Source organism: Rhizobium sp. 01T437, assembly GCF_056398505.1.
The window spans coordinates 115,162-136,592 of sequence record NZ_JBFTPM010000013.1; the positions used below are offsets into that span (position 1 = coordinate 115,162).

Here is a 21,431-nt window from a genome sequence, read left to right on the forward strand (position 1 = left end):
GAAACGCCGCCGGGATGAGATCATCATCAGAGGATGATTATTCGATGCCGAGGTCCTTGCGAACCTTTCCGTAGTCGCCGCGCAGCGCCAGCGAACCCGAGGTCAGCGTCACCTTTGCCGGCTCCTTGCCGTTGGCAATCCAGTCATACATGTCGAGCGCGGTTTCATAGCCGTGACGCTTCGGCGAGATGATGACCGTACCGAAGAAGCCGGTCGCAGACGGCTTCTTGAACTCGTTGATCGCCGATTCCGCACCACCGATACCCACACCGATCATGTTGTCGGTGGGAATGCCGACCGATTCAGAGGCACGCACGGCGCCGAGCACGGCCTCGTCGTTAAGGCCGAAGGCGACCCAGTATTTCACGTCGGCATGCTTGTTGAGAACGGTCGTGGCGGCATTGAGTGCCGCTTCCGTATCGGTCTTTGCCTGTGGCGCGTCATAGATGTTTTCAGCCGGGAAGCCGGCAGCCCTCAGCACCGAGATCGCGCCTTCGACACGGTCGACAGCGGTCGGGAGCTGGTCGTAGGAGACGCGGATTGCGCCGACAGTCTTCATGTCCCAGCCACGCTTCTTCATTTCGTCGACGATTGCCTGGCCGACGCCCTCGCCGATCTTGGTAGCGGAAATGCCCATATGCGGCACGTCTTCCAGCGGCTTGCCATCGGCACCGACCAGACGGTCGTCGACCGTCATCAGCTTAAGCTGGTTGGCGGCGGCCTTGGCGACGATGCCGGGGCCGAGCTTGACGTCAGGCGTGCAAATGATGAAACCCTGGGCGCCCTGTGCACCGAGATTGTCGATCGCCGACTGGACCTTCTCGCCATCTTCGGCACCGATCTTGACGACGGTGAAACCCTTTTCCTTGGCGGCCTGGTCGGCGAATTTCCATTCGTCCTGGAACCAGGGCTCTTCCGGCTGCTTCACGATGAAACCGATCTTGACATCCTCCGCCAAGACGGAGCCGGCGGCCAGAACGGCAAAGGCGCCAGCGAGGATGGCTGCTTTGAAGAAGCGCATAATCTCTCTCCCTAAAATCTCGATCTGCCGCTCACTCGGCAGCAGCCATTGAATAAAAAGAAACATCATACCAGTCAATATTTGTGTATGATTATTTATTCGATTCAGCGGGTGAAAAGCCGGCTAAATTCATATTGGCACGACTTGGTGCGCAGAAATCACCAGAAACTCGGGGCTTAGCGCCGCCGGATAAGCAAAATAAATCCTATCTATATTGACAATCAATCGACCGATAATAGGGTGCCGCCACGGTCCGGATCAGCCTCGATCCGTGGGGAAGGCATTGTTTCATGGCGATCATCGATTTGCAGGACGGTGCACTTTCGGCCCGTCTCTCGACGGCCGGCGGTGTGCTCCTTGATTTCTCCTGGATGCGGGATGGCCGGAAAATTCCGCTTCTGAGGCCGGCAGGCGATGATGCCGATGCACTGTCGTCGGCCTGCTATCCGCTCGTGCCCTTCGGCAATCGGGTGAGGAGCAATCGCTTCAGTTTCGAAGGACGCGACTACAGCCTTCAGCCGAACACGTCCTGGGACCCACACTACCTCCACGGAGATGGCTGGCTGGCGGACTGGGCGCTTCTTTCCGAGAGCGCTGCAGGCGCTGAGATCGGTTTCCGCCACCGGGCGGACGGTTCGCCCTATAGTTATAAGGCGAAGCAGAGCTTCGGATTGTCGGGCGAGGGGCTAGAGCTGCATATGAGCGTGGAGAATACCGGTGAGGCGGCCCTGCCCTTTGGGCTCGGCTGGCATCCGTTCTTTCCGCTGACGGAACAGACGACGCTTCTTGCCAAGGCACAGCGCTTCTGGACCGAGACGGAGGGCTGGCTGCCGGGCGAACCGGCCGAGATCCCTGCCGATCTCGATTTCTCGCAGCCGGCGGCCCTGCCGCGGCGCTGGATCAATAACGGCTTCGAGGGCTGGAGCGGTAACGCGCGCATTACCTGGCCCGAGGCCTGCACAGCGCTGGACCTGACGGCAGACCCGATCTTCCGCCATGCGGTCATCTTCCTGTCGGACGAGCGCTTCGACCCCGGATTCCGCCGCGATTATTTCTGCTTCGAGCCCATGTCCCATCTCGCCAACGGGCATAATCTTCCCGGGTTTGGCGATCTCAAGGTCCTGCAGCCGGGAGAAAGCCTGGAAGGCTCGATCCGCCTGCAGCCGCAGGCCATATCCTGATCACAGAGAATGAGCATAGAGAGGAAACAGAGGATGCCAAACCGCCTTTCCGGAAAACGGGTCTTCATCACGGGCGCAGCGCAAGGGATCGGACAGGCAATCGCCGAAGCTTTTGCGGCCGAGGATGCCCGCCTCTTCCTCGTCGACCGCGATGAGAAGCTGCTCGAGGGGACCGCTGCCGCTCTTACCGCAAAGGGCGCCGTGCTCGGCTATCAGGCGGCCGACATCACCGATGGTTCGGCTATAAAGGCGGCCGTTGCCAAGGCGGAAGAGCAGATCGGCAGCATCAATGCCCTCGTCAACAATGCCGGCGTCAACGTCTTTGCCGAGCCTCTGCAGACGACAGATGAAGAGTGGCAGCGCTGCTTCGACATCAATCTCAAGGGCGCCTGGCACTGCTGCCGTTCGGTTCTGCCGCAGATGATTTCGGAAGGCGGCGGGGTGATCCTCAACATCGCCTCGACGCACGCCTTCACCATCATTCCCCACACCTTCCCCTACCCGCTCGCCAAACATGCGCTACTCGGCATGACCAAGTCTCTTGGTATCGAATATGTGCCCCAAAACGTGCGGGTGAATGCGATTGCGCCCGGCTACGTCTCGACCCAGAAGGTCATCGATTACTGGAACAGTTTCCCCGATCCGGAAAAGGCCAAGGCCGAAACGATGAAGCTGCATCCGGGTGGGCGTATCGCTACGCCGCAGGAAATCGCCATGGCCGCAGTCTTCATGATCTCGGACGAATGCACCTTTATGAATGCCACCTGCCTGACGATCGACGGCGGCTTGAGCGTCATGCAGCATCAATAACAGCGGGCCTTTTCTCCTCTCTCCATGGCCTCAGAACGCGGACGCTCACAACCATTGTCTAGTTTTTGCGCAGCAGCATTACTTGACACAATTTTGGGCGATCCATAGAGTTTTATCCATCTGGTAAAAAAGAGGGGAACTCATGAAAAATCAGATCACTATCTCCCGTCGTACGGTCCTCGCCTCCGGCATGGCACTCGGCGCGACCGCCTTTGCACCCAAGCTCTGGGCGCAGGAAAAACTGAAGGTCGCCGGCATTCATGCCTCGCCGGTGGAAAATGCCTGGAACTCCTGTCTGCACAAGGCGCTGCAGGACGCCGCTTCCGAAGGCGTGATTGAATATGTCTTCTCTGAAGGCGTCTCGGGCACCGACTATCCGCGCGCCATGCGCGAATATGCCGAACAGGGTTCAGCACTCATCGTCGGCGAAGCCTATGCCGTCGAGCGTGAAGCCCGCCAGGTTGCTGCCGATTATCCGAAGACCGCCTTCATGCTGGGTTCGAGCGGCGAAGCATCGGGCGACAATTTCGGCGTCTTCGGCACCTGGAACCATGACGGCGCCTATCTCGCCGGCATGCTGGCCGGCAAGATGACGAAATCCGGCATCGTCGGCTCGGTCGGCGCGCTGCCGATCCCCGAAGTCAACATGCTGATGAATGCCTTTGCGGCCGGCGTGAAGGAAGTCCGCCCGGATGCCAAACATCTCGTTGCCTTCATCGGCACCTTCTTCGATCCGCCGAAGGCGCGTGAAGCGGGCCTCGCCCAGATCGATGCCGGTGCCGACATCCTGTTCGGAGAGCGTATCGGCACGGCGGATGCCGCCAAGGAGCGCGGCATCAAGTCCGTCGGCTCGCTGATCGACTATACGCCGCGTTATCCCGACACCGTCTTTGCCAACGCCATCTGGGGCTTCCGCCCGATCCTCAATGCCGCGATCGCCGATGTGAAGGCCGGCAAGCCGACCGGCAACAATTACACGCGCTTCGGCCTGATGAAGGAAGGCGGCAGCGATATCGTCTACGTCAAGGGCGTCGCACCGGCAGAAGCCGAAGCGGCGATGGAGGCCAAGCGCGCCGCCATCAAGTCCAGCGCCTTCGAAGTGCCCATCATGCCCGAGGAGCCGAAATAAGCCGGCAGCCGCATGAACGGGACTGATGCAAGCAAGGGCTCGATACCGGGCGGCGACGCGATAGCGCTCGCCGCCCGGATCAGGAGCGGTGCACTTGGTTGTGCCGAGGCGATGAAGCAGGCGATTTCAGCCGCCAGGGCCAACGAGGCGCTTGGCACGATCTGTCATATCGACGAAGCGCTGGGCATGGCGGATGCCGCTGCGCTCGACCACGAATTTAGAAACAATCCCGCGACTTTCTCCGCCCGGCGCTTTGCCGGTGTGCCGACGTTTGCCAAGGACCTCGGCGGCCCGTTCAAGGGGCTGGCCGTTCGTGCCGGCTCGCGGCTCTTCGACGGGATGCTCGACGCATCGGCTGATTCTGATCTGGCGGCGCGCTTCAGGCAGGCCGGTTTCAGCCTGTTTGGCCTCACCACCAGCCCGGAAGTCGGCCTCTCGCTTGCAAGCGAGCCGGTGCGCGGGCCTATCTGTCGCAATCCGCTCGATCCCTCCCTGACGGCGGGTGGTTCTTCCGGCGGTGCGGCTGCAGCCGTCGCAGCCGGTATCGTCGCGATTGCCCATGCAACGGATGCCGGCGGCTCGATCCGCGTGCCGGCTGCCTGTTGCGGGCTCGTCGGCCTGAAACCCAGCCGCGGCGCCATTCCCGGCGGTCCGGGTTTCGGCAATCATCTCGGCGGCATCGCCAGCGAGCTGGCCGTCAGCCGTTCCGTTCGCGATGCAGGTGCGATCTTCGAAGCCCTGCGCGGAAATCCCGCCGGTCCCTATGCGGAGCCTGCCCTCGACAAGAGCGAAAAACTCCCCCTGCGCATCGGCCTGCTGACGCAGACCAGCAGCGATTTCCCGACCGAGCCGGCACGCCAGGAAGCCGTCGAAGCCGCGGCCCGCAGCCTCGAACAGGACGGGCATGAGATCGTCACCGTCGAATGGGAGCGCCTTGCAGCAAGCGTCGCTGCAAGTGCCGCCATTTTCGCAGATATCATTTCGATCAATCTGGCATGGCTCGTCGAAAGCCTGCATCTCGACCTTTCGAAGGCCGAGCCGCTGACGGCCGCCTTTGCGGCGCGTGGGGCAGTGCTTGCGCCAACCGCGCTCTGGCAGGCCCTCAGCGCCATGCCGCATGTCAGCCATGATCTCTGGCGACTGTTCGACGGCATCGACTGCCTGCTCACACCCATGCTTGCCACAGCACCGCTTCCGATCGGCTCTTTTCCGACCGATCATCACGACACGGAACTGCATCTGAACCGCATGGCGCGCTTTGCGCCGCTCGCCTGCCTTGCCAATATATCCGGCTTTCCGGCGCTGACCCTGCCCTATGGACGCGATCCGGACGGAATGCCGCTTCCACTTCAGCTACTGGCACCGATGGGCGGGGAACCCCTGCTGCTTGCCCTTGCCTCGCGGCTGGAAGCGGAGCAACGTTGGATCCATCCCCATGCCATTGCGGGATTTGCCCCATGATAACAGCTCCCGTGCTTCAGCTTGCCGGCATCAGCAAGCGCTTTGGCGCGATCCAGGCCAATGAGGATATTTCGCTGAGCCTCGCCAAGGGCGAAGTGCTGGCGCTGCTCGGCGAAAACGGCGCCGGCAAGACGACATTGATGAGCATCCTCTTCGGCCACTATGTGCCGGATGCGGGAACGATCCATATCGAGGGCACCGAATTGCCGGCCGGCCGGCCGCGAGCGGCGATCCGCGCCGGCATCGGCATGGTGCACCAGCATTTCTCCCTGGCGCCGAACCTGACGGTGCTCGAAAACGTCATGACGGGAACGGAAAAGCTCTGGTCCTGGAAGTCGGAGAAGGCGGCCGGCCGCGCTAAACTGCTGTCGATCTCTTCGCGCTTCGGCCTCGATGTCAATCCCGATGCCCGGCTCGGCGATCTCTCGGTCGGCGAACAGCAGCGCGTCGAAATCCTCAAGGCGCTCTATAACGACGCCCGCATCCTGATCCTCGACGAGCCGACGGCCGTGCTCACCAATATCGAGGCGGAACGCCTCTTCCAGACGCTTAGGGGAATGGCCCGGCAGGGGCTGTCGCTGATCTTCATCTCGCACAAGCTGGACGAAGTGATCAGCGCAGCTGACCGCGTCGTCGTGCTGCGCGGCGGAAAGGTCGTCGCCGAACGGCTGACCGGTCAGACCAGCAAGTCCGAGCTCGCAGAACTCATGGTCGGCAGGCGGGTGACACGCCCGGTGCGCGAGGCGTCAACGCCCGGCGCTGTCGTCTTCGAAGCCGTCGGCGTCACCGTTTACGACGGCGGCCAGGAGCGGCTGAAGGATATCAGCTTGCAGCTTCATGCCGGCGAAACGCTCGGCATTATCGGCGTCTCCGGCAATGGCCAGGCGACGCTCAGCCATCTCGTCAGCGGACTTGCCGGCTGGAGCAGCGGCGAGATCCTGCTGTTCGGACAGCCGGTCGCCGAGATCGGCGTCGAAAGCCTGATTACTGCCGGCATCGGTCGCATACCTGAGGATCGCAACAAGGAAGGCGCGATCGGCGAACTCGCTGTCTGGGAAAATGCCGTGCTGGAGCGCATCGCCGCGCCTCGCTTTTCGCGTCACGGGCTGGTCGACCGTAAGGCCGGCATGGCCTTCGCCCAGGAGATTATCGCAGAATTCGATATACGCGGCGGCGGCCCGGCGACACGCACGCGGCTTCTGTCAGGTGGCAACATGCAGAAGCTCATCCTCGGCCGCAACCTGCATGACAGGCCGAAGATCCTGATTGCGGCGCAACCGACACGCGGGCTCGACGAGGGTGCCGTCGCCGCTGTCCATGCAAGGATATTGCAGGCACGCAAGGAGGGCACGGCCGTGCTTCTGATATCAGAGGATCTGGACGAGGTGATCGGCCTTGCCGATCGCATCCAGGCGATCGTCAAGGGGCGCCTGTCGCCATCGATCGATGCGGAAAGTGCCGATCCCCGAAAGCTCGGCCTGATGATGTCAGGCGAATGGACGTCCGAGGCCCAGCATGCGTCTTGAACGCCGCGATCACCGTCCGCTCTATCTGGTCGTGGCAGCGCCCATTGCCGCCGTCATCGCCGCACTCGCCATTGCCGGCATCCTGATTGCGCTTGCCGGCGCCCCCGTGTTCGAAGCCTATTGGCGTATCCTCACCGGCGCCTTCGGCACGCGGCTTTCGGCGACGGAGACGCTGACGCGGGCCACACCCCTGATGCTTACCGGCCTAGCCGCAGCCGTCGCCTTCCGCGCCCGGCTCTGGAATATCGGCGCCGAAGGCCAGTTCTATCTTGGCGCCATTACAGTTGCCGCACTCGGCTCCAAGCTCTTGGCCGGACTGCCCGCAGCGTTGCTTATCCCCGCCTTGCTGATTGCGGGCGCCGTCGCCGGCATGGTGCTGATCCTGGTGCCGCTCTGGCTGCGGCTGCGCTTTTCCGTCGATGAAGTGGTGACCAGCCTGCTTTTGAATTTCGTCGCCCTGCTCTTCGTTTCCATGCTGATCGATGGTGTCTTAAAGGATCCGCTCGCCTTCGGCTGGCCGCAATCCACGCCGGTTAGCGATCATGCGCTGCTGCCAAAGCTGGTGGCGCGTTCGCGGCTGCATGTCGGCTTCATCATCGCCATCGTCATTGCGCTCGCCGTCCACCTCCTCCAGTCGCGTACCGTCTTTGGCCTGCGCTCACGCGCAGCCGGCCTCAATCCCGCCGGCGCCGTCTTTGCAGGCGTGCCGCTCGGCATGACGTTGGTGAAGGTCGCCTGCCTCTCCGGAGGGCTGGCGGGTCTTGCCGGCGCAATCGAGGTCATGGGCGTGAAGGGCTATGTGACGACCGATCTGTCGCCGGGCTTCGGCTATTCCGGCATCATCGTCGCCATGCTCGCCAACCTGCACCCGATCGGCGTGATCTTCGCCGCCCTCTTCACCGCCACGATGTTCGTCGGCGCCGACGGCATGAGTCGGGCACTCGGCATACCGACCTATATCGCCGACGTGACGGTGGCAGTTTCTCTGCTCACAATGCTTATTGCCCTGTTCTTCACCCAATACAGGATCCGCAGATGATGGCTCTCATCGACATTGTCTCATCCGCGGGCCTCTGGGCTGCCGTGCTGCGCATCGCGACACCGTTGATCTTCGGCACGCTCGGCGCACTGCTCTGCGAAAGGGCGGGTGTGCTCAATCTCGGCATCGAAGGCATCATGACCTTCGGGGCGATGATCGGCTGGCTTGCGGTCTTCCACGGCGCCGATCTCTGGACCGGCCTTCTGGTCGCGGCCTTCGCCGGCGCGGTCTTCGGGCTGCTGCATGCGCTTTTGACCGTGACGCTCGGCCTCTCGCAGCATGTCACGGGCCTTGGCATCACGCTCTTTGCCTCCAGCCTCAGTTATTTCGTCTTCCGCCTGGTCGTGCCGCTCGCCGGCACGCCACCGACGATCGTGCCCTTCCAGCCGCTCGACATCCCGCTTCTCTCCGGCCTGCCCTTCCTCGGCCCTGCCCTCTTTGCACAGACGGCGCCGACTTATCTGGCGATCTTCCTGGCGCTTGCGATGGGCTATCTGATCTTTCGAACCCCACTGGGCCTGACGATCCGCATGACCGGCGAAAATCCGCATGCGGCGGAAGCCCAGGGCATCAATCCGATCAGGATCCGCTATGGCGCGATCATGGCGGGAAGCGCGATCATGGCCGTCGGCGGCGCCTTCCTGACGCTCGCAGCCTTCAACAGCTTCTTCCCGACCATGGTCCAGGGACGCGGCTGGATTTCCATCGCGCTCGTCGTCTTCGCCTCCTGGCGGCCGGGCCGGGCCCTCTTCGGCGCCCTGCTCTTTGCCTTCTTCGATGCCTTTCAGCTGAGACTGCAGACGGTGCTGGGAGGGTACGTGCCCTATCAGCTTTTCCTGATGACGCCCTATCTCCTGTCGATCGCAGCCCTTGCCGTGATGGCGCGGCGCGCCCGCGTGCCGCAGGCGCTTATGCAGCCCTATCGCCGCGGCGAGCGCTGATTGCCATGCCCAAATTCCTCAACAGACCGGTGCCGCCATGTTTGACCTGATCATCAAAAACGCAAATCTTCCCGATGGCCGCAGCGGCATCGATATCGCCATTCAGAAGGGCAAGATCGCCGAGGTCGCTTCCAGGATCGAAGCCGAGGCCGTCGAGGAGATCGATGCGAGCGGCCGCCTTGTCAGCCCGCCTTTCGTCGATCCGCATTTTCATATGGATGCGACGCTCTCGCTTGGCCTGCCGCGCATGAACCGCTCCGGCACGCTGCTTGAAGGTATTGCGCTCTGGGGTGAACTGCGGCCAATCCTGACACGCGAAGCCTTGGTGGAGCGGGCTTTGCGCTATTGCGATCTCGCCGTCTCGCAGGGGCTTCTCGCCATCCGCAGCCATGTCGATACCAGCGATCCCAGGCTGGTGACTGCTGAAGCGCTGATCGAGGTGCGCGAGAAAGTCGCCCCCTATATCGACCTGCAGCTCGTCGCCTTTCCGCAGGATGGTTATTATCGTTCGCCAGGCGGTGTTGACGCTCTGAACCGCTCCCTCGACATGGGCCTCGATATCGTCGGCGGCATTCCGCATTTCGAGCGCACCATGGCTGATGGTGCGGCCTCCGTCGCAGCTCTTTGCCGCATCGCCGCCGATCGCGGCCTGCCCGTCGACATGCATTGCGATGAAACAGACGATCCGCTGTCACGCCATATCGAGACGCTGGCAGCAGAGACGGTGCGGTTCGGCCTGCAGGGTCGCGTTGCCGGCTCGCACCTGACGTCCATGCATTCGATGGACAATTATTACGTCTCCAAGCTCATTCCGCTGATGGCGGAGGCGGAGATCAACGTCATTCCCAATCCGCTGATCAACATCATGCTGCAGGGCCGCCACGACACTTATCCGAAGCGGCGCGGCATGACGCGGGTGCGCGAACTGATGGAAGCCGGCCTCAACGTCTCCTTCGGCCATGACTGCGTGATGGACCCCTGGTACTCCATGGGCTCCGGCGACATGCTGGAGGTCGGCCATATGGCGATCCACGTGGCGCAGATGGCCGGCATCGAAGACAAGAAGAAGATCTTCGATGCGCTGACGATCAACTCGGCCAAAACCATGGGCCTTGATGGCTACGGCCTGGAAAAGGGCAGGAATGCCGATCTCGTCATCCTGCAGGCGCGCGATCCGGTGGAAGCGCTCAGGCTGAAGGCGAACCGGCTGACTGTCATCCGCCGCGGCAAGGTCATCGCGCGTTCGGCTCCGCAGATTGCTGAACTGCATCTTGCCGGGCGCCCGGCAACGGTTGACGGGGCCGCCTATGCGCCGATCGTCCCCGGCGCCTAGACCTCTTCTTGGATGCGCGCGTTCAGCGTTCGCCCTTGACCTGGATCAGATAGGGTGGTGTCAGGCCTGAGGGCATGGCGGGCAAGTGCTGGAGGATCTTCAGGTTGGGGTCGAGCGCCCGGCGCAGGTGATCTGCAAGTGCTGCGCAGGCCTTCTCGATATCGCCGGCGAGCAGCGCGTCATAAACGCGCGTATGCTCCGATATCATCATGGAAATTTCCGCTTCGGTGCGCAGCTTGGCGAAGGTCGAGTGGGTGGCGATGAGGACGCGTTGGCTGCGGCGCACGGCCGCGAGAAGCACCGTATTGGGGCAGGGCGCGAGTGAATCGAGATGCAGGTCTGCTTCCGCCTGCTCCAGCTTTTCCGGCGCCTGTGGATAGGGGCCGAGGGATTTCAATCTCTGCCGGCGCTCCTCAAGACCCTCCTTATCGAGGAAAGGATAGGCCTGGCGCAGGGCTTCCGGCTCCAGCAGGCGGCGCATGTCGTAGTGATGGCGGAAGACCTTGGCGCTGAGCGGCCCGGCATACCAGCGGTTATTGCTGTCCTGCTCGATGATGCCGCTGCGCTCCAGCTGGGTCAGCACTTCATGGGCGATGGTGCGGCTGACGTCGTAATGCTGGGCAAGTGCTGTCTCGTTCAGCAGGAAACGGCCATAGGCAAGACAGACGGCAACGGCATGTTCGACTTCCGGATAGATCTGCTCCCTTCGGTTGACGACCGGCACGGTCAGCGAATGCGGCAGATCGAGACCCGCGACAAAAAGGTCGCCGCGCTGCGGCTCGCCGCCCGGCACGATATAACCGCGCCCTTCGAAGGTCTGGATCAGGCCTTCCGACAGGAGCCGCGCCAGCGCGATACCGGCCGGGATACGGCTGACATTGAAGGCGCGAGCAATGCTTGCCTGCCCGAGAATGAGGCCGGGCTCCAGCGCCCCCCGCTCCAGATGGTCACGAAGAACCTGATAGATCGTCAGATAGATCGGCTCGGACCGCACAGCCGTGGCCGCGGTTTCAGCCTCCACCCCGCTTGCCATCGTCATGTCTGTTCCAAAGGCCGTCTGCCCATTTCCCGATGCGCCCGATCAGCTTGCGGGCGGTTTTTCCTGCGCGATCCATGATGAAGAAACCATGGATGGTTCCCTGCCATTCCTCGTAACAGACGTCATTTCCGGCGGCAATCAAGCGCTGTGCATAAGCGCGGCCCTCGTCGCGCAGCGGATCGTGGTCAGCGGTGATCAGCAGGGTTGGTGCGAGGCGCGAAAGATCACTGGCGAGTAGCGGCGAGACGCGAGGGTCGGAGGGTAGCGTGCCGCCCGAAAGATAATGTGCCGCAAACCAGATCATCGTCGACTGTTGCAGGGAAAAGCCGTTCGCGAATTCCTGGCGGCTTTCTGTCGTGCCGGAGAGATCGGTAGCCGGATAAATCAAAACCTGCCCGGCAAGCGGGATGGCGAGATCGCGCGCCCGGATCGCCAGCGATGCGCAAAGGCTGGCACCGGCGCTGTCGCCAGCGAGGATCACTTTGCCCGCATCGAGCGCAAGTGTTGCGCCATTTCCCTGAAGCCAGAGAAGTGCCGCCTCGGCATCCTCGAAGGCCGCCGGAAACGGTGCCTCCGGCGCTTTGCGATATTCGACCGACAGCACATTGGCGTGGGCGGCATTGGCGAGCGTGCGAACCGGCCCGTCATGGGTCTCGATGCTGCCGACCATCCAGCCGCCGCCATGGAAGAACAGGATGGTCCGCCCGGTTCCGGCCACGCGGTAGAGCCGTGCCTTCAGCCTGACGTCGCCGCCAGGAATCTCCAGATCCTCAATGCCGGAGACCGCGTCCTTCGCGCCCCAATGAAGGGCAAGCCGGATTTCGGAATCGGCGCGCGCCTTTTGCGGCGGGAGCGTCTCCATCGCAGCTCCGCCAAGCGCGTCCTGCTCCTCCAGCATGGTCCGATATTCCGGCAGAAGCCTCGATCGGTCGACACGCGCCCCGTTCTCTTGCGGCTCCATCAACTCCTCCTTGCCGATTGCCTGGTGCGATGGAAAGGGAAGATGACAAAAAAGTCAATAATCGAATATTGCATGCGATATTCGATCGTGTTAGCGATTGCACATGGCAATGCTGGAAGAGGACCGGACTTGCCCAAACGGGAGGATGTCATGACAATTCGCAGTTTCATTGCTGCAGGCCTTGCATGCTCTGTGGCAGTCGCGCCGCTCAGCGCTTTCGCCTCGGACAACAAGATCGCCCTGGTTCCGGGCGGTCCGCACCCCTATTTCGCGCCCTGGGAACAGGCTGCCGCCGATGCCGCCAAGGATTTCGGCATCGCTGCAGTCGAGTACAAAGTGCCGAGCGAGTGGAAACTGGAGGCGCAGACTGAGCTTCTGGAAAGCCTTGCGGCACAGGGCACCAATGGCTTCGGCGTGTTTCCGGGTGACGCAGTCGGCGTCAACGCCATATTGTCGGAAATGAAGAGCAACGGCATTCCCTCGGTGGCACTTGGCGGCTGCGCGCAGGATCCGACCGATGTCGGGCTTTGCCTGGCGACCGATGTTTCGCAGTCGGCCTATCTCGGCACCAAGGCGCTGATCGAGGCGATCGGCGGCAAGGGCACGATTGTTCATCTCGCAGGCCTGCTCGTCGACCCGAATACGACCCTGCGCGTCAAGGCGGTCGAGAAGGCCGTCGGCGAGACGAATGGCGCCGTCACGCTTCTGCAGACGGTCGGCGATACCGATAGCCAGGAACAGGGCGACCAGAAGATCAATGCCCTGCTTGCTGCGCAGAAGGACAAGATCAACGGCCTGATCGCCACCGGCTATATTTCCTCGGTGGTGGCTGCGACCGCGCTCAAGAACCTTGGCGACAAGAAGATCAAGCTCGTCGGCATCGACGATGACAAGATCATCCTTGACGGCATCCGCGACGGTTTCGTCGCCGGCACCATGGCACAGAACCCCTATGGCCAGGCCTATATCGGCGCCTATGTGCTCGACCAGATGGCGGCAGGCTGCAGCGTGAAGGCGGACGCCCCGTGGATCGCCACACCTCAGACGGCGCATTTCGTCGATTCCGGCACGCTGCTGATCTCGGAAAAGAACGTCGCCAGCTACAAGGACGATCTGAAGGCGCTGACGAAGAAGCTGCAGGGAAGTTTCAAGGACACCTACCTCTCCTGCAAGTGACAAACACGGTGCGGGGTCGAACAGGCCCCGCCCTGGATCGCCCAAATTCCACGAGACCGGTCATCCCAGCGCATGGCACCCATCGACAATGATAGCCCCGCCCCGGATGCAGGCAGACACAGCCTGCTCGGATTGCTGACCAGGGGGCCGGCGCAGCTTGGCCTGCTGATCATCCTCCTGATCCTGTGGGCCGTCTTCACCAGTCTGGCGCCGGGCTTCCTGTCGCGCTTCAACCTGAATTCGATGGGCCGCTCGGTCGCGATCGATGTCGTCGTCGGTTTCGCGCAGATGGTGGTGCTGGCGACCGGCGGCATGAACCTTTCCGTTGGCGCGATCGGCGTCTGCTCCGTCATGGCTGCGGGCTATCTGATGCAGACGGCAGGCCTGCCCATTCCGGTTGCGATCACCCTGACACTCGCCTTCGGCGGCCTTCTCGGCGCGCTGAATGGGCTTGCGATCGTCAAGACCGGCGTCAACAGCTTCATCGTCACGCTCGCCAGCGCCAGCCTGTTTTCCGGCGGCATGCTGATCTTCACCAAGGGCGTGCCGCTGAACGGTTTGCCGGCGAGTTTCGGCGCTTTCGGCCGCAGCGGCATCGGTCCGGTGCCGTCACTGGCGGTCGTCGCGCTTTTGATCGGCGCCCTGCTCTACATCCTCTTCAAGCATACGGTGCTCGGCCGGCAGATCCTGGCCGTCGGTGCCAATGCGCGCACGGCGGAAATGTCGGGCGTCCCCGTCGGACGGATTATCATCTTCGTGCATGTGCTCTCGGGAACGCTGGCCGCAGCGGCAGCCTTGATGCTGACGTCACGACTGTCAGCTGCCATGCCCGGCGTTGCCGGCGACGATTGGCTGCTGCCCTCTTTCCTTGCCCCCGTCATCGGCGGCACGGCGCTTGCCGGCGGAATGGTGTCGGTGGTTGGTACGATCCTCGGTGCAATGCTGGTCGCAACCATCCGCAGTGGCCTGCTGGTGCTGCAGGTCGGGAATTTCTGGCTGCAGCTCTTCCTCGGCATCTTCCTGCTCTCGGCGATCCTGTTCGAACGCTACCGGACGAAGCTCGCAATCCGCGAACAGACGAGGCGCGCATGAAGACGCTGATTTCCCTTGCCGCAAGGACACAATGGTCCGGCATCCTGGTCGGCGTCATCGCCGGCGGCATCGCGCTCGCCTTCGCCTCCCCCGCCTTCATGACGGAATTCAATTGGTTCGTCATGCTGCGCAGCATCTGCGTATCGCTGCTCGTCGCCTTCAGCCAGATGGTCATGCTGGGCGTCGGCCAGATGAACCTTTCCGTCGGGGCGCTCGGCGGGCTCGTCGCTGTCGTGACCGGCGGGCTTATGGATGTCTGGGGACTGCCGGCCATCGCCGCGATCATTGTCGGCATCGCCTTCGGCGGCCTTGCCGGTTTTATCAATGGCTGGCTGACGGTGCGCACCGGCATCAACGGCTTCATCGTCACACTCGCGACCGGATCGGCCTTTGCCGGCATCAATCTCGGCATCACCAAGGCCATTCCATTCTACAATCTGTCGCCGGCCTTCGTCGCCTTCGGCAATGGACGCCTCGGTCCCTTCCCGCTGCTGCTGATCGTGCCGCTGGTGGTGACCGTGCTGCTCGTCATCTTCTTTGCCCGCACGGTCGAGGGACGCTACATGCTGGCGGTCGGCGGCAATGCCCATGCGGCGGAACTGTCGGGCATTTCGGTCGCCCGCGCGACGATCATGGCGCATGTGCTTTCCGGCCTGCTGGCCGCAACCGCCGGCGTGCTCGCCGTCGCCCAGCTCGGTTCGGCGCAGCCGACGATCGGCGCGGACTGGGTGGTCATTTCCTTTGCAGCGCCGATCATCGGCGGGGCGAGCCTTGCCGGCGGCTCGATCTCCATCCTCGGCACCCTCATCGCCGTGTTGCTGGTCGGGCTGATCCAGAATGCCATGGTGCTGCTGGCGGTCGATCCCTACTGGGTCACCTTCCTGCTCGGCGCGCTGATCCTCGCCGCCGTCTGGGTCAACCGCTACCGCGCAGTCCGGGTCGGGGAGGATTGAGATGGCACTCGTTCTGGACCGAATCGGCAAATCCTTCCCGGGCGTCCGGGCGCTCAACAATGCGTCGCTGAGCCTCAATGGCGGCGAGATCCACGCGCTGATGGGCGAAAACGGCGCCGGCAAATCGACGCTGATCAAGATCATCACCGGTGTCCATCGGCCAGACAGCGGGACAGTGACGCTGGATGGGGCGCCGCTATCGCTCGCTTCGCCGCGTGACGCGATCGCGCTCGGCATTTCGGCGGTGCATCAGGAGCGTAACCTCATTCCCCGCTTTTCGGTGGCCGAGAACATTCTCCTGGAGGGGCTGCCGGTTCGAAACGGCCTCGTCGATTTTCGCCGCGCCAACGAACAGGCGCGCGAACACCTTCACAAGGTCGGCCTCGATGTCGATCCGGCAACCGAAGTGCGCCGCCTCAGCGTCGCCCAGATGCAGATGGTGGAGATTGCCAAGGCGCTGAGCCACCAGGCCAAGGTTCTGCTGCTCGACGAGCCGACGGCATCGATCACCGATGCCGAGACCGAAATTCTCTTCAGGCTCGTGCGACAACTGCGTGATCAGGGAACCGCGATCCTCTTCGTCAGCCACAAGCTCGAAGAGGTCTTGAGCCTTTGCGACCAGGTCACGGTTCTGCGCGACGGCGAAACGACGCTGCGTGGCGCGCCGATGGCCGGCATGACACGGCAGACGCTGATCGAGGCGATGATTGGCCGCGCGGAGCGGCCGGTGATTGCCCGCTCCGGCAAGCCAAAGGAAGGCGCGCCGAAGATCGAGCTTCGCGATGTCGCGACAGCGACCGGCCACGGCAATATCTCTTTTTCCCTCCGTCGCGGTGAAATCCTCGGCCTCTACGGCCTCGTCGGCGCCGGCCGCACGGAGCTCGTTCGCGCTATCATCGGCAAGGACAAGCTCAAGTCGGGTACGGTTCTGATCGACGGCAAACCGGTGCGCATCGGCTCGGTCGAAGAGGCGATCAAGCGCTTTCGCATGGGCTATGTCAGCGAGGACAGGAAACACGAGGGCGTCATCCTCGCCCATCCCATCCGTTCGAATATTGCCATGACCGTCTGGGGCAGGATCGCCTCGACCTTCGGCCTGATCGGCGCCGGCCAGGAGCGCAAGACCGCCGCACCACTTGCCCGGCAGCTGGAAATCCGCACGCCCAATCTGGAACAGCTCGTCGGCAATCTCTCGGGCGGCAACCAGCAGAAGGTGTCGCTCGCCAAGTGGCTCGCCGCCGATGTCGATATCCTCTTCATCGACGAGCCGACCGTCGGCATCGACATCAAGGCCAAGGCCTATATTCACGAACTGATCAACGGGCTTGCCGACAGGGGCATGGCGATCCTGCTGATCTCCAGCGACATGCCGGAAATGGTGGCGCTCGCCGACCGCATCCTCGTCATGCACGATTTCAGGATCGTCCACGAACATGAAAACGACCGCAAATATGAGACGGCAAGCCGCGCCATCATGTCGGCAATCCACGCGGCCGAACCCGCTTAAACCCGCATGGCACGCTAGGAGGAACCATGGCCCGCATTGAAAAGATCGAATTGCGCATGGTGGACCTGCCGCCGAAGGTGAAGCGCACCGACGCCATCCAGAGCTTCGTCAGCCAGGAAACGCCAATCGTCACCATCACCGATTCCGACGGTGCCTCCGGCACCGGCTATTCCTACACGATCGGCACGGGCGGCTCCTCCGTCATGCGGCTTCTGTCGGACCATCTGGTCCCGCTCCTGATCGGCGAAGATGCCGATTGCATCGAGGCGATCTGGCACAGACTGGAATTTGCGACCCACGCCACGACGATCGGTGCTATCACCGCGCTGGCACTTGCCGCCGTCGATACAGCGCTCTGGGATCTGAGAGCCAGGAAGCAGGGCCTGCCGCTCTGGAAGCTTGCCGGCGGTGCCAAGGAGAGCTGCCCGCTCTATACAACCGAAGGCGGCTGGCTGCATATCGAAAAGGAGGCGCTAGTCGAAGACGCCCTGCAGGCGAAGGCGAAGGGTTTTTCCGGCTCGAAGGTGAAGATCGGCAAGCCTCACGGCGCCGACGACTACGACCGGTTGTCTGCGATGCGCGCCGCCCTCGGCGACGGCTTCGAGATCATGACCGACTGCAACCAAGGCTTTACCGTCGATGAAGTGATCCGCCGGGCGGCGCGTCTGAGGGAACTCGATCTCGCCTGGATCGAAGAGCCGCTGCCGGCCGACGATCTCGACGGCCATATCCGGCTGTCGCGCTCGACCCCGACACCGATTGCCGTCGGCGAATCCCTCTATTCGATCCGGCATTTCCGCGAATATATGCAGAAGGGCGCCTGCTCGATCGTGCAGGTCGATGTTGCCCGCATCGGCGGCATTACCCCCTGGCTGAAGGTGGCGCATGCGGCCGAGGCCTTCGATATTCCCGTCTGCCCGCATTTTCTGATGGAGCTGCATGTCAGCCTGGTCTGCGCCATCCAGAACGGCAAATACGTCGAATACATTCCGCAGCTCGACGATCTGACCACCAAGGGTATGGAAATCCGCGACGGCCGCGCCATCGCCCCCTCCGAACCCGGCATCGGCATCGAATGGGACTGGGACGCCGTCAAGAAACGCAGCATCGCCGAATTCACGACAGAAATTACCCAGGGGCGGTAGCAATATGCAGCGCATGGGCATGGTGATCGGTCTGGAGCCGGACAGGGTCGCAGACTACAAGGCACTGCATGCGGCCGTCTGGCCGGAGATCCTGGCGCTGATTTCTGCCTGCAACATCACCAACTATTCGATCTTCCTGAAGGAGCCGGAAAACCTGCTGTTCGGCTATTGGGAATATGTCGGTGACGATTTCGAAGCCGACATGGCGAAGATGGCCGCCGATCCGGCAAATCGGGAATGGTGGGCGGCCTGCATGCCCTGCCAGAAGCCGCTTGCTACGCGCAAGGACGGTGAGTGGTGGGCGATGATGCCGGAAGTGTTTCACTGTGATTGAACGGGCGTTGCTCACGCGCTCGAAACAGAACGCTTCCGGGTTCCATTGAATTGCAATTCTGCCATCATTGCATTATATGCAATCAATGATATCAGGAGGCTTTTATGGCCAGCATGACTATCCGCAATATCGATGATGCGCTGAAACGGCGCCTGCGAATCCGGGCTGCGAGCCACGGCCGGTCCATGGAAGACGAAGCGCGCGATATTCTTCGATCGGCACTGGCCACCGGCGAGACACCACGCAACCTTGTTCAATCCATCAGGGCACGCGTTGCACCGACCGGTGGCGTTGACCTTGATATTCCCGCACGTGAGCCTATTCGTGACATGCCGGATTTCGAACAGTGATCATCCTCGATACGAATGTTCTTTCCGAGCTGCTGGTGTCATCGCCGAGCCCTGCCGTCATCGACTGGTTGGCCGAGCAGGGCCCAGCTTCGGTATTCACGACGTCTATCACCGAGGCAGAAATCCTGTACGGCTTGCGGTTACTACCCGAAGGTCGCCGCCATCGGGAGCTAGAGGCCGCAATATTGCCGATCTTCAATGAGGATCTTGCTGGGCGTGTCCTCCCCTTCGATCGCGAAGCAGCTGACGTCTATGCCGCTATAGCGACCAGGCGGCGCGCTGCCGGCCGCCCAATCAGCCAATTTGATGCACAAATCGCAGCCATAGCCTTATCTCGCGGCGCGTCGCTTGCGACGCGCAACGAAGCCGATTTCGAGAATATCGGCCTGGCGATCGTGAACCCATGGAAGGCAAGCTGATCTAAACAGGCGATCTCATCAGGGCCGGGGTCGGTCGGTTGCAAATTTTCCGACTATCCACGCCTAGGCCGGCCCTATCCTTGCTGATCCTTCTCGTCAGTGTGGTGGTGCTGCTCGACGTCCGGCAGGCAAGATAATTGCCGGGCCGCATCGCGATTGCGACGGCTGTACTTATTGAACCCATTCAATACGCTCTGTCGAAACCAAGCTCGAACCAATCCATCACATCCGGCGAGACAAGGTCTTTTTTCGATAGGCCATTCAGCATCCACTCGCGATAGCTATCGCCTTTGGATGGCCGTCCAATCTTCAAGCGCTCGGCAATCTGCAGGGCAATGATGGTTTGATCCCTCGAACTCAGGAGCAAAGGCAATCGGCCCGCGAGGCTCGTGCTGCTTCTCCTCTTTCCATCAAGAACCCCGGCCACGCAACCGGTGAAATAGCCAGCTCTCTTCGCCCTTGGAAACCAGGTGCTGCCGTCGTCATAAGCGGGTGCACTCAGCATCTCGCGGATGGATTTATCCGGTTTGCCCCAATGGAGCACGGCGTCAAGCTGATCAACCACCTCAGGCGTTCTGTCGCTTGCGAACATGACGCGCATATATTGGCAAAGCGCCGGCGCGCCCCTGCTTCTTTCGATCTCGATACTCACGCCGTCGGGATCGGCCATGATCGCCGCACCGAGGTCATTGAGGATTTTTTTCCGTTTGTGCTCATTGAGAGCGGCGAGATCGCGCCTGTCCCGGATGAAGTCGCTCCAGACGGAGGCGGGCTGGCTCTGCGCCATTGTGGCGACCACCGATGACAGCAGCACAGCAGCGACAAGGACTGCGTGCCTGCAAGCGGATTTTATCATTCTGCGAAGCCCCAGTGATCTCACCTTCGATCTTGTTCAGCCTGCATTATTATCCAGATTCGGAGGCCAGACGAGAGCTTGCCATCAGCTCTTGCCCACCTCGACGGTTGCCGTCAGACCGGCGATCAGCCTGACATCATCAGGCACGGTGTCGATGCTGATGCGCACCGGCACGCGCTGGGCAAGGCGCACCCAGCTGAACGTGGGGTTGATGTTGGCGAGCAGGCCGGTGCCGGCGGTACGTTCGCGGTCCTCGATGCCGGTAGCGATGCTTTCAACATGGCCGTCAAGGCTTTTCGTCTGGCCCATCAGGTGGATGGATACCTTGTCGCCGGGGTGGATGCGCTGCAGCTTGGTTTCTTCGAAATAGCCTTCGACGCGGAGCGAATCCGTATCGATCAGCGCAATCTTGGCGGTTCCGGCGCTGACATAATCGCCCGGGCGCAGGCTGAGATTGGAGACCGTTCCATTGACCGTCGCCTTGATCTCCGAGCGTTCAAGATTGAGCGCAGCGAGATCGCGGTTGGCAGTCGCCTGGCGGAAGGCGGCCTCGGCCTGTTCTTCGGCCGTCTGCGCCTGTTCCTTCTGCTGCAGGGACGCGGCTTGCCCGAGGCGCTCCTGGCGCTCGCGCTCGCGGTGTGCCTGGTCGAGCGCGGCCTTGCTGCCTTCGAGTGCCGCTTCGGATTGAGCGAGCGCGATCGAGAAACGTGCGCGGTCGACGCGGAAGAGGATATCGCCCTTCTTCACCGCCTGATTATCGGTGACGAGCACCTCGCTGACGAGGCCAGAGACATCGGGCGCTAGGCCGACGACATCGGCGCGCAGTCGCGCATCGCGCGTCCAGGGTTCGTCCATATAGTGGCCCCAGAGCCCGCGGCCGACGAAGACGGCGGCGACGACCACGGCAAGAGTGACGATGAGGCGACCAATGAATTTCAGGGAGTTCATGCGAAATACCAGCGTGTGAAGGAGGAAACGGCTCCAAGGACGAGCACGTAGAGGGCGAGGTCGAAGAGACCGCGGTGCCAGACGAGGGAATAGGCACCGAGCCAGGCCAGCATCCGTCTGATGACGATGATCAGCATCAGGCTCAGCACCATGAGGACGAGGAGGCGTGGGACATAGACGCCGTAAACATCAAATTCTGCAGGCATGACA

The 21,431-nt window shown here is 62.2% G+C and carries 22 protein-coding genes; 16 read left to right on the forward strand and 6 right to left on the reverse strand.

Annotated features, from left to right (window positions below):
• Window positions 1–37: 37 nt before the first annotated feature.
• On the reverse strand, window positions 38–1,021 hold the full coding sequence (locus AC1DM5_RS24805; protein ID WP_477820495.1) for an arabinose ABC transporter substrate-binding protein: 984 nt from the start codon (window positions 1,019–1,021) through the stop codon (window positions 38–40).
• 290 nt (window positions 1,022–1,311) lie between these two features.
• Here AC1DM5_RS24805 and AC1DM5_RS24810 point away from each other — a divergent pair, with 290 nt between their 5' ends.
• From AC1DM5_RS24810 to AC1DM5_RS24845, 8 genes are all read left to right on the forward strand, one after another.
• Window positions 1,312–2,202: an aldose 1-epimerase gene (locus tag AC1DM5_RS24810; RefSeq protein ID WP_477820494.1), complete on the forward strand. Its 891-nt coding sequence runs from the start codon at window positions 1,312–1,314 to the stop codon at window positions 2,200–2,202.
• Between the two features lie 33 nt (window positions 2,203–2,235).
• Complete coding sequence (locus tag AC1DM5_RS24815) at window positions 2,236–3,012, forward strand: SDR family oxidoreductase (RefSeq protein ID WP_477820493.1); 777 nt, start codon at window positions 2,236–2,238, stop codon at window positions 3,010–3,012.
• 142 nt (window positions 3,013–3,154) lie between these two features.
• Window positions 3,155–4,141: a BMP family protein gene (locus AC1DM5_RS24820; protein WP_477820492.1), complete on the forward strand. Its 987-nt coding sequence runs from the start codon at window positions 3,155–3,157 to the stop codon at window positions 4,139–4,141.
• Between the two features lie 12 nt (window positions 4,142–4,153).
• Window positions 4,154–5,602 (forward strand): amidase, encoded by a 1,449-nt coding sequence (locus AC1DM5_RS24825; protein ID WP_477820491.1) that lies wholly within the window; start codon window positions 4,154–4,156, stop codon window positions 5,600–5,602.
• On the forward strand, window positions 5,602–7,128 hold the full coding sequence (locus AC1DM5_RS24830) for an ABC transporter ATP-binding protein (RefSeq protein WP_477820542.1): 1,527 nt from the start codon (window positions 5,602–5,604) through the stop codon (window positions 7,126–7,128). Before AC1DM5_RS24825 ends, AC1DM5_RS24830 begins: the two co-directional genes overlap by 1 nt.
• Entirely contained in the window at window positions 7,118–8,167 is a 1,050-nt protein-coding gene (locus AC1DM5_RS24835; RefSeq protein WP_477820490.1) for an ABC transporter permease, read from the forward strand. The genes AC1DM5_RS24830 and AC1DM5_RS24835 overlap by 11 nt, the downstream gene beginning before the upstream one ends.
• Entirely contained in the window at window positions 8,164–9,108 is a 945-nt protein-coding gene (locus AC1DM5_RS24840; RefSeq protein ID WP_477820489.1) for an ABC transporter permease, read from the forward strand. The genes AC1DM5_RS24835 and AC1DM5_RS24840 overlap by 4 nt, the downstream gene beginning before the upstream one ends.
• Before the next feature lie 37 nt (window positions 9,109–9,145).
• Window positions 9,146–10,441: an amidohydrolase family protein gene (locus tag AC1DM5_RS24845; protein ID WP_477820488.1), complete on the forward strand. Its 1,296-nt coding sequence runs from the start codon at window positions 9,146–9,148 to the stop codon at window positions 10,439–10,441.
• A gap of 22 nt (window positions 10,442–10,463) precedes the next feature.
• Here the strand turns inward: AC1DM5_RS24845 and AC1DM5_RS24850 are convergent, their stop codons facing one another.
• Both AC1DM5_RS24850 and AC1DM5_RS24855 read right to left on the reverse strand, forming a co-directional pair.
• On the reverse strand, window positions 10,464–11,480 hold the full coding sequence (locus tag AC1DM5_RS24850; RefSeq protein ID WP_477820487.1) for a GntR family transcriptional regulator: 1,017 nt from the start codon (window positions 11,478–11,480) through the stop codon (window positions 10,464–10,466).
• Window positions 11,452–12,441: an alpha/beta hydrolase gene (locus AC1DM5_RS24855; RefSeq protein ID WP_477820486.1), complete on the reverse strand. Its 990-nt coding sequence runs from the start codon at window positions 12,439–12,441 to the stop codon at window positions 11,452–11,454. Before AC1DM5_RS24855 ends, AC1DM5_RS24850 begins: the two co-directional genes overlap by 29 nt.
• Window positions 12,442–12,591: 150 nt before the next feature.
• On the opposite strand from AC1DM5_RS24855, the gene AC1DM5_RS24860 reads away from it, so the two are divergent.
• The 8 genes from AC1DM5_RS24860 (at window position 12,592) to AC1DM5_RS24895 (ending at window position 19,417) form a co-directional block, all read left to right on the forward strand.
• A complete protein-coding gene (locus AC1DM5_RS24860) occupies window positions 12,592–13,617 on the forward strand; it encodes a sugar ABC transporter substrate-binding protein (RefSeq protein ID WP_477820485.1) in 1,026 nt (341 codons plus the stop codon).
• A 72-nt stretch (window positions 13,618–13,689) separates the two neighbouring features.
• The gene (locus AC1DM5_RS24865; protein ID WP_477820484.1) at window positions 13,690–14,709 is read left to right on the forward strand and encodes an ABC transporter permease; all 1,020 of its coding nucleotides are present in this window, start codon (window positions 13,690–13,692) and stop codon (window positions 14,707–14,709) included.
• Entirely contained in the window at window positions 14,706–15,662 is a 957-nt protein-coding gene (locus tag AC1DM5_RS24870) for an ABC transporter permease (protein ID WP_477820483.1), read from the forward strand. The genes AC1DM5_RS24865 and AC1DM5_RS24870 overlap by 4 nt, the downstream gene beginning before the upstream one ends.
• Window position 15,663: 1 nt before the next feature.
• Window positions 15,664–17,169, forward strand: a complete 1,506-nt coding sequence (locus AC1DM5_RS24875; protein WP_477820482.1) for a sugar ABC transporter ATP-binding protein — start codon at window positions 15,664–15,666, stop codon at window positions 17,167–17,169.
• 26 nt (window positions 17,170–17,195) lie between these two features.
• Window positions 17,196–18,314: a mandelate racemase/muconate lactonizing enzyme family protein gene (locus tag AC1DM5_RS24880; RefSeq protein ID WP_477820481.1), complete on the forward strand. Its 1,119-nt coding sequence runs from the start codon at window positions 17,196–17,198 to the stop codon at window positions 18,312–18,314.
• 4 nt (window positions 18,315–18,318) lie between these two features.
• Complete coding sequence (locus tag AC1DM5_RS24885; RefSeq protein WP_477820480.1) at window positions 18,319–18,648, forward strand: L-rhamnose mutarotase; 330 nt, start codon at window positions 18,319–18,321, stop codon at window positions 18,646–18,648.
• Between the two features lie 104 nt (window positions 18,649–18,752).
• Entirely contained in the window at window positions 18,753–18,998 is a 246-nt protein-coding gene (locus AC1DM5_RS24890) for a FitA-like ribbon-helix-helix domain-containing protein (protein ID WP_113320197.1), read from the forward strand.
• Window positions 18,995–19,417: a PIN domain-containing protein gene (locus AC1DM5_RS24895; RefSeq protein WP_477820479.1), complete on the forward strand. Its 423-nt coding sequence runs from the start codon at window positions 18,995–18,997 to the stop codon at window positions 19,415–19,417. Before AC1DM5_RS24890 ends, AC1DM5_RS24895 begins: the two co-directional genes overlap by 4 nt.
• Before the next feature lie 184 nt (window positions 19,418–19,601).
• On the opposite strand, the gene AC1DM5_RS24900 is transcribed toward AC1DM5_RS24895, so the two are convergent.
• From AC1DM5_RS24900 to AC1DM5_RS24910, 3 genes are all read right to left on the reverse strand, one after another.
• Complete coding sequence (locus AC1DM5_RS24900) at window positions 19,602–20,204, reverse strand: hypothetical protein (RefSeq protein WP_477820478.1); 603 nt, start codon at window positions 20,202–20,204, stop codon at window positions 19,602–19,604.
• Between the two features lie 153 nt (window positions 20,205–20,357).
• Window positions 20,358–21,221, reverse strand: coding sequence for an HlyD family secretion protein (locus tag AC1DM5_RS24905; RefSeq protein WP_025668936.1), 864 nt, complete (start codon window positions 21,219–21,221; stop codon window positions 20,358–20,360).
• Window positions 21,218–21,427: a DUF1656 domain-containing protein gene (locus AC1DM5_RS24910; protein ID WP_025668935.1), complete on the reverse strand. Its 210-nt coding sequence runs from the start codon at window positions 21,425–21,427 to the stop codon at window positions 21,218–21,220. The genes AC1DM5_RS24905 and AC1DM5_RS24910 overlap by 4 nt, the downstream gene beginning before the upstream one ends.
• Window positions 21,428–21,431 lie beyond the last annotated feature (4 nt).

Bases quoted from the DNA above. Each gene is read 5' to 3' on its own strand.
- AC1DM5_RS24805 (WP_477820495.1), bottom strand. From the start codon at position 1,021: ATGCGCTTCTTCAAAGCAGCCATCCTCGCTGGCGCCTTTGCCGTTCTG.
- AC1DM5_RS24810 (WP_477820494.1), top strand. From the start codon at position 1,312: ATGGCGATCATCGATTTGCAGGACGGTGCACTTTCGGCCCGTCTCTCG.
- AC1DM5_RS24815 (WP_477820493.1), top strand. From the start codon at position 2,236: ATGCCAAACCGCCTTTCCGGAAAACGGGTCTTCATCACGGGCGCAGCG.
- AC1DM5_RS24820 (WP_477820492.1), top strand. From the start codon at position 3,155: ATGAAAAATCAGATCACTATCTCCCGTCGTACGGTCCTCGCCTCCGGC.
- AC1DM5_RS24825 (WP_477820491.1), top strand. From the start codon at position 4,154: ATGAACGGGACTGATGCAAGCAAGGGCTCGATACCGGGCGGCGACGCG.
- AC1DM5_RS24835 (WP_477820490.1), top strand. From the start codon at position 7,118: ATGCGTCTTGAACGCCGCGATCACCGTCCGCTCTATCTGGTCGTGGCA.
- AC1DM5_RS24840 (WP_477820489.1), top strand. From the start codon at position 8,164: ATGATGGCTCTCATCGACATTGTCTCATCCGCGGGCCTCTGGGCTGCC.
- AC1DM5_RS24845 (WP_477820488.1), top strand. From the start codon at position 9,146: ATGTTTGACCTGATCATCAAAAACGCAAATCTTCCCGATGGCCGCAGC.
- AC1DM5_RS24850 (WP_477820487.1), bottom strand. From the start codon at position 11,480: ATGACGATGGCAAGCGGGGTGGAGGCTGAAACCGCGGCCACGGCTGTG.
- AC1DM5_RS24855 (WP_477820486.1), bottom strand. From the start codon at position 12,441: ATGGAGCCGCAAGAGAACGGGGCGCGTGTCGACCGATCGAGGCTTCTG.
- AC1DM5_RS24860 (WP_477820485.1), top strand. From the start codon at position 12,592: ATGACAATTCGCAGTTTCATTGCTGCAGGCCTTGCATGCTCTGTGGCA.
- AC1DM5_RS24865 (WP_477820484.1), top strand. From the start codon at position 13,690: ATGGCACCCATCGACAATGATAGCCCCGCCCCGGATGCAGGCAGACAC.
- AC1DM5_RS24870 (WP_477820483.1), top strand. From the start codon at position 14,706: ATGAAGACGCTGATTTCCCTTGCCGCAAGGACACAATGGTCCGGCATC.
- AC1DM5_RS24875 (WP_477820482.1), top strand. From the start codon at position 15,664: ATGGCACTCGTTCTGGACCGAATCGGCAAATCCTTCCCGGGCGTCCGG.
- AC1DM5_RS24880 (WP_477820481.1), top strand. From the start codon at position 17,196: ATGGCCCGCATTGAAAAGATCGAATTGCGCATGGTGGACCTGCCGCCG.
- AC1DM5_RS24885 (WP_477820480.1), top strand. From the start codon at position 18,319: ATGCAGCGCATGGGCATGGTGATCGGTCTGGAGCCGGACAGGGTCGCA.
- AC1DM5_RS24890 (WP_113320197.1), top strand. From the start codon at position 18,753: ATGGCCAGCATGACTATCCGCAATATCGATGATGCGCTGAAACGGCGC.
- AC1DM5_RS24900 (WP_477820478.1), bottom strand. From the start codon at position 20,204: ATGGCGCAGAGCCAGCCCGCCTCCGTCTGGAGCGACTTCATCCGGGAC.
- AC1DM5_RS24905 (WP_025668936.1), bottom strand. From the start codon at position 21,221: ATGAACTCCCTGAAATTCATTGGTCGCCTCATCGTCACTCTTGCCGTG.
- AC1DM5_RS24910 (WP_025668935.1), bottom strand. From the start codon at position 21,427: ATGCCTGCAGAATTTGATGTTTACGGCGTCTATGTCCCACGCCTCCTC.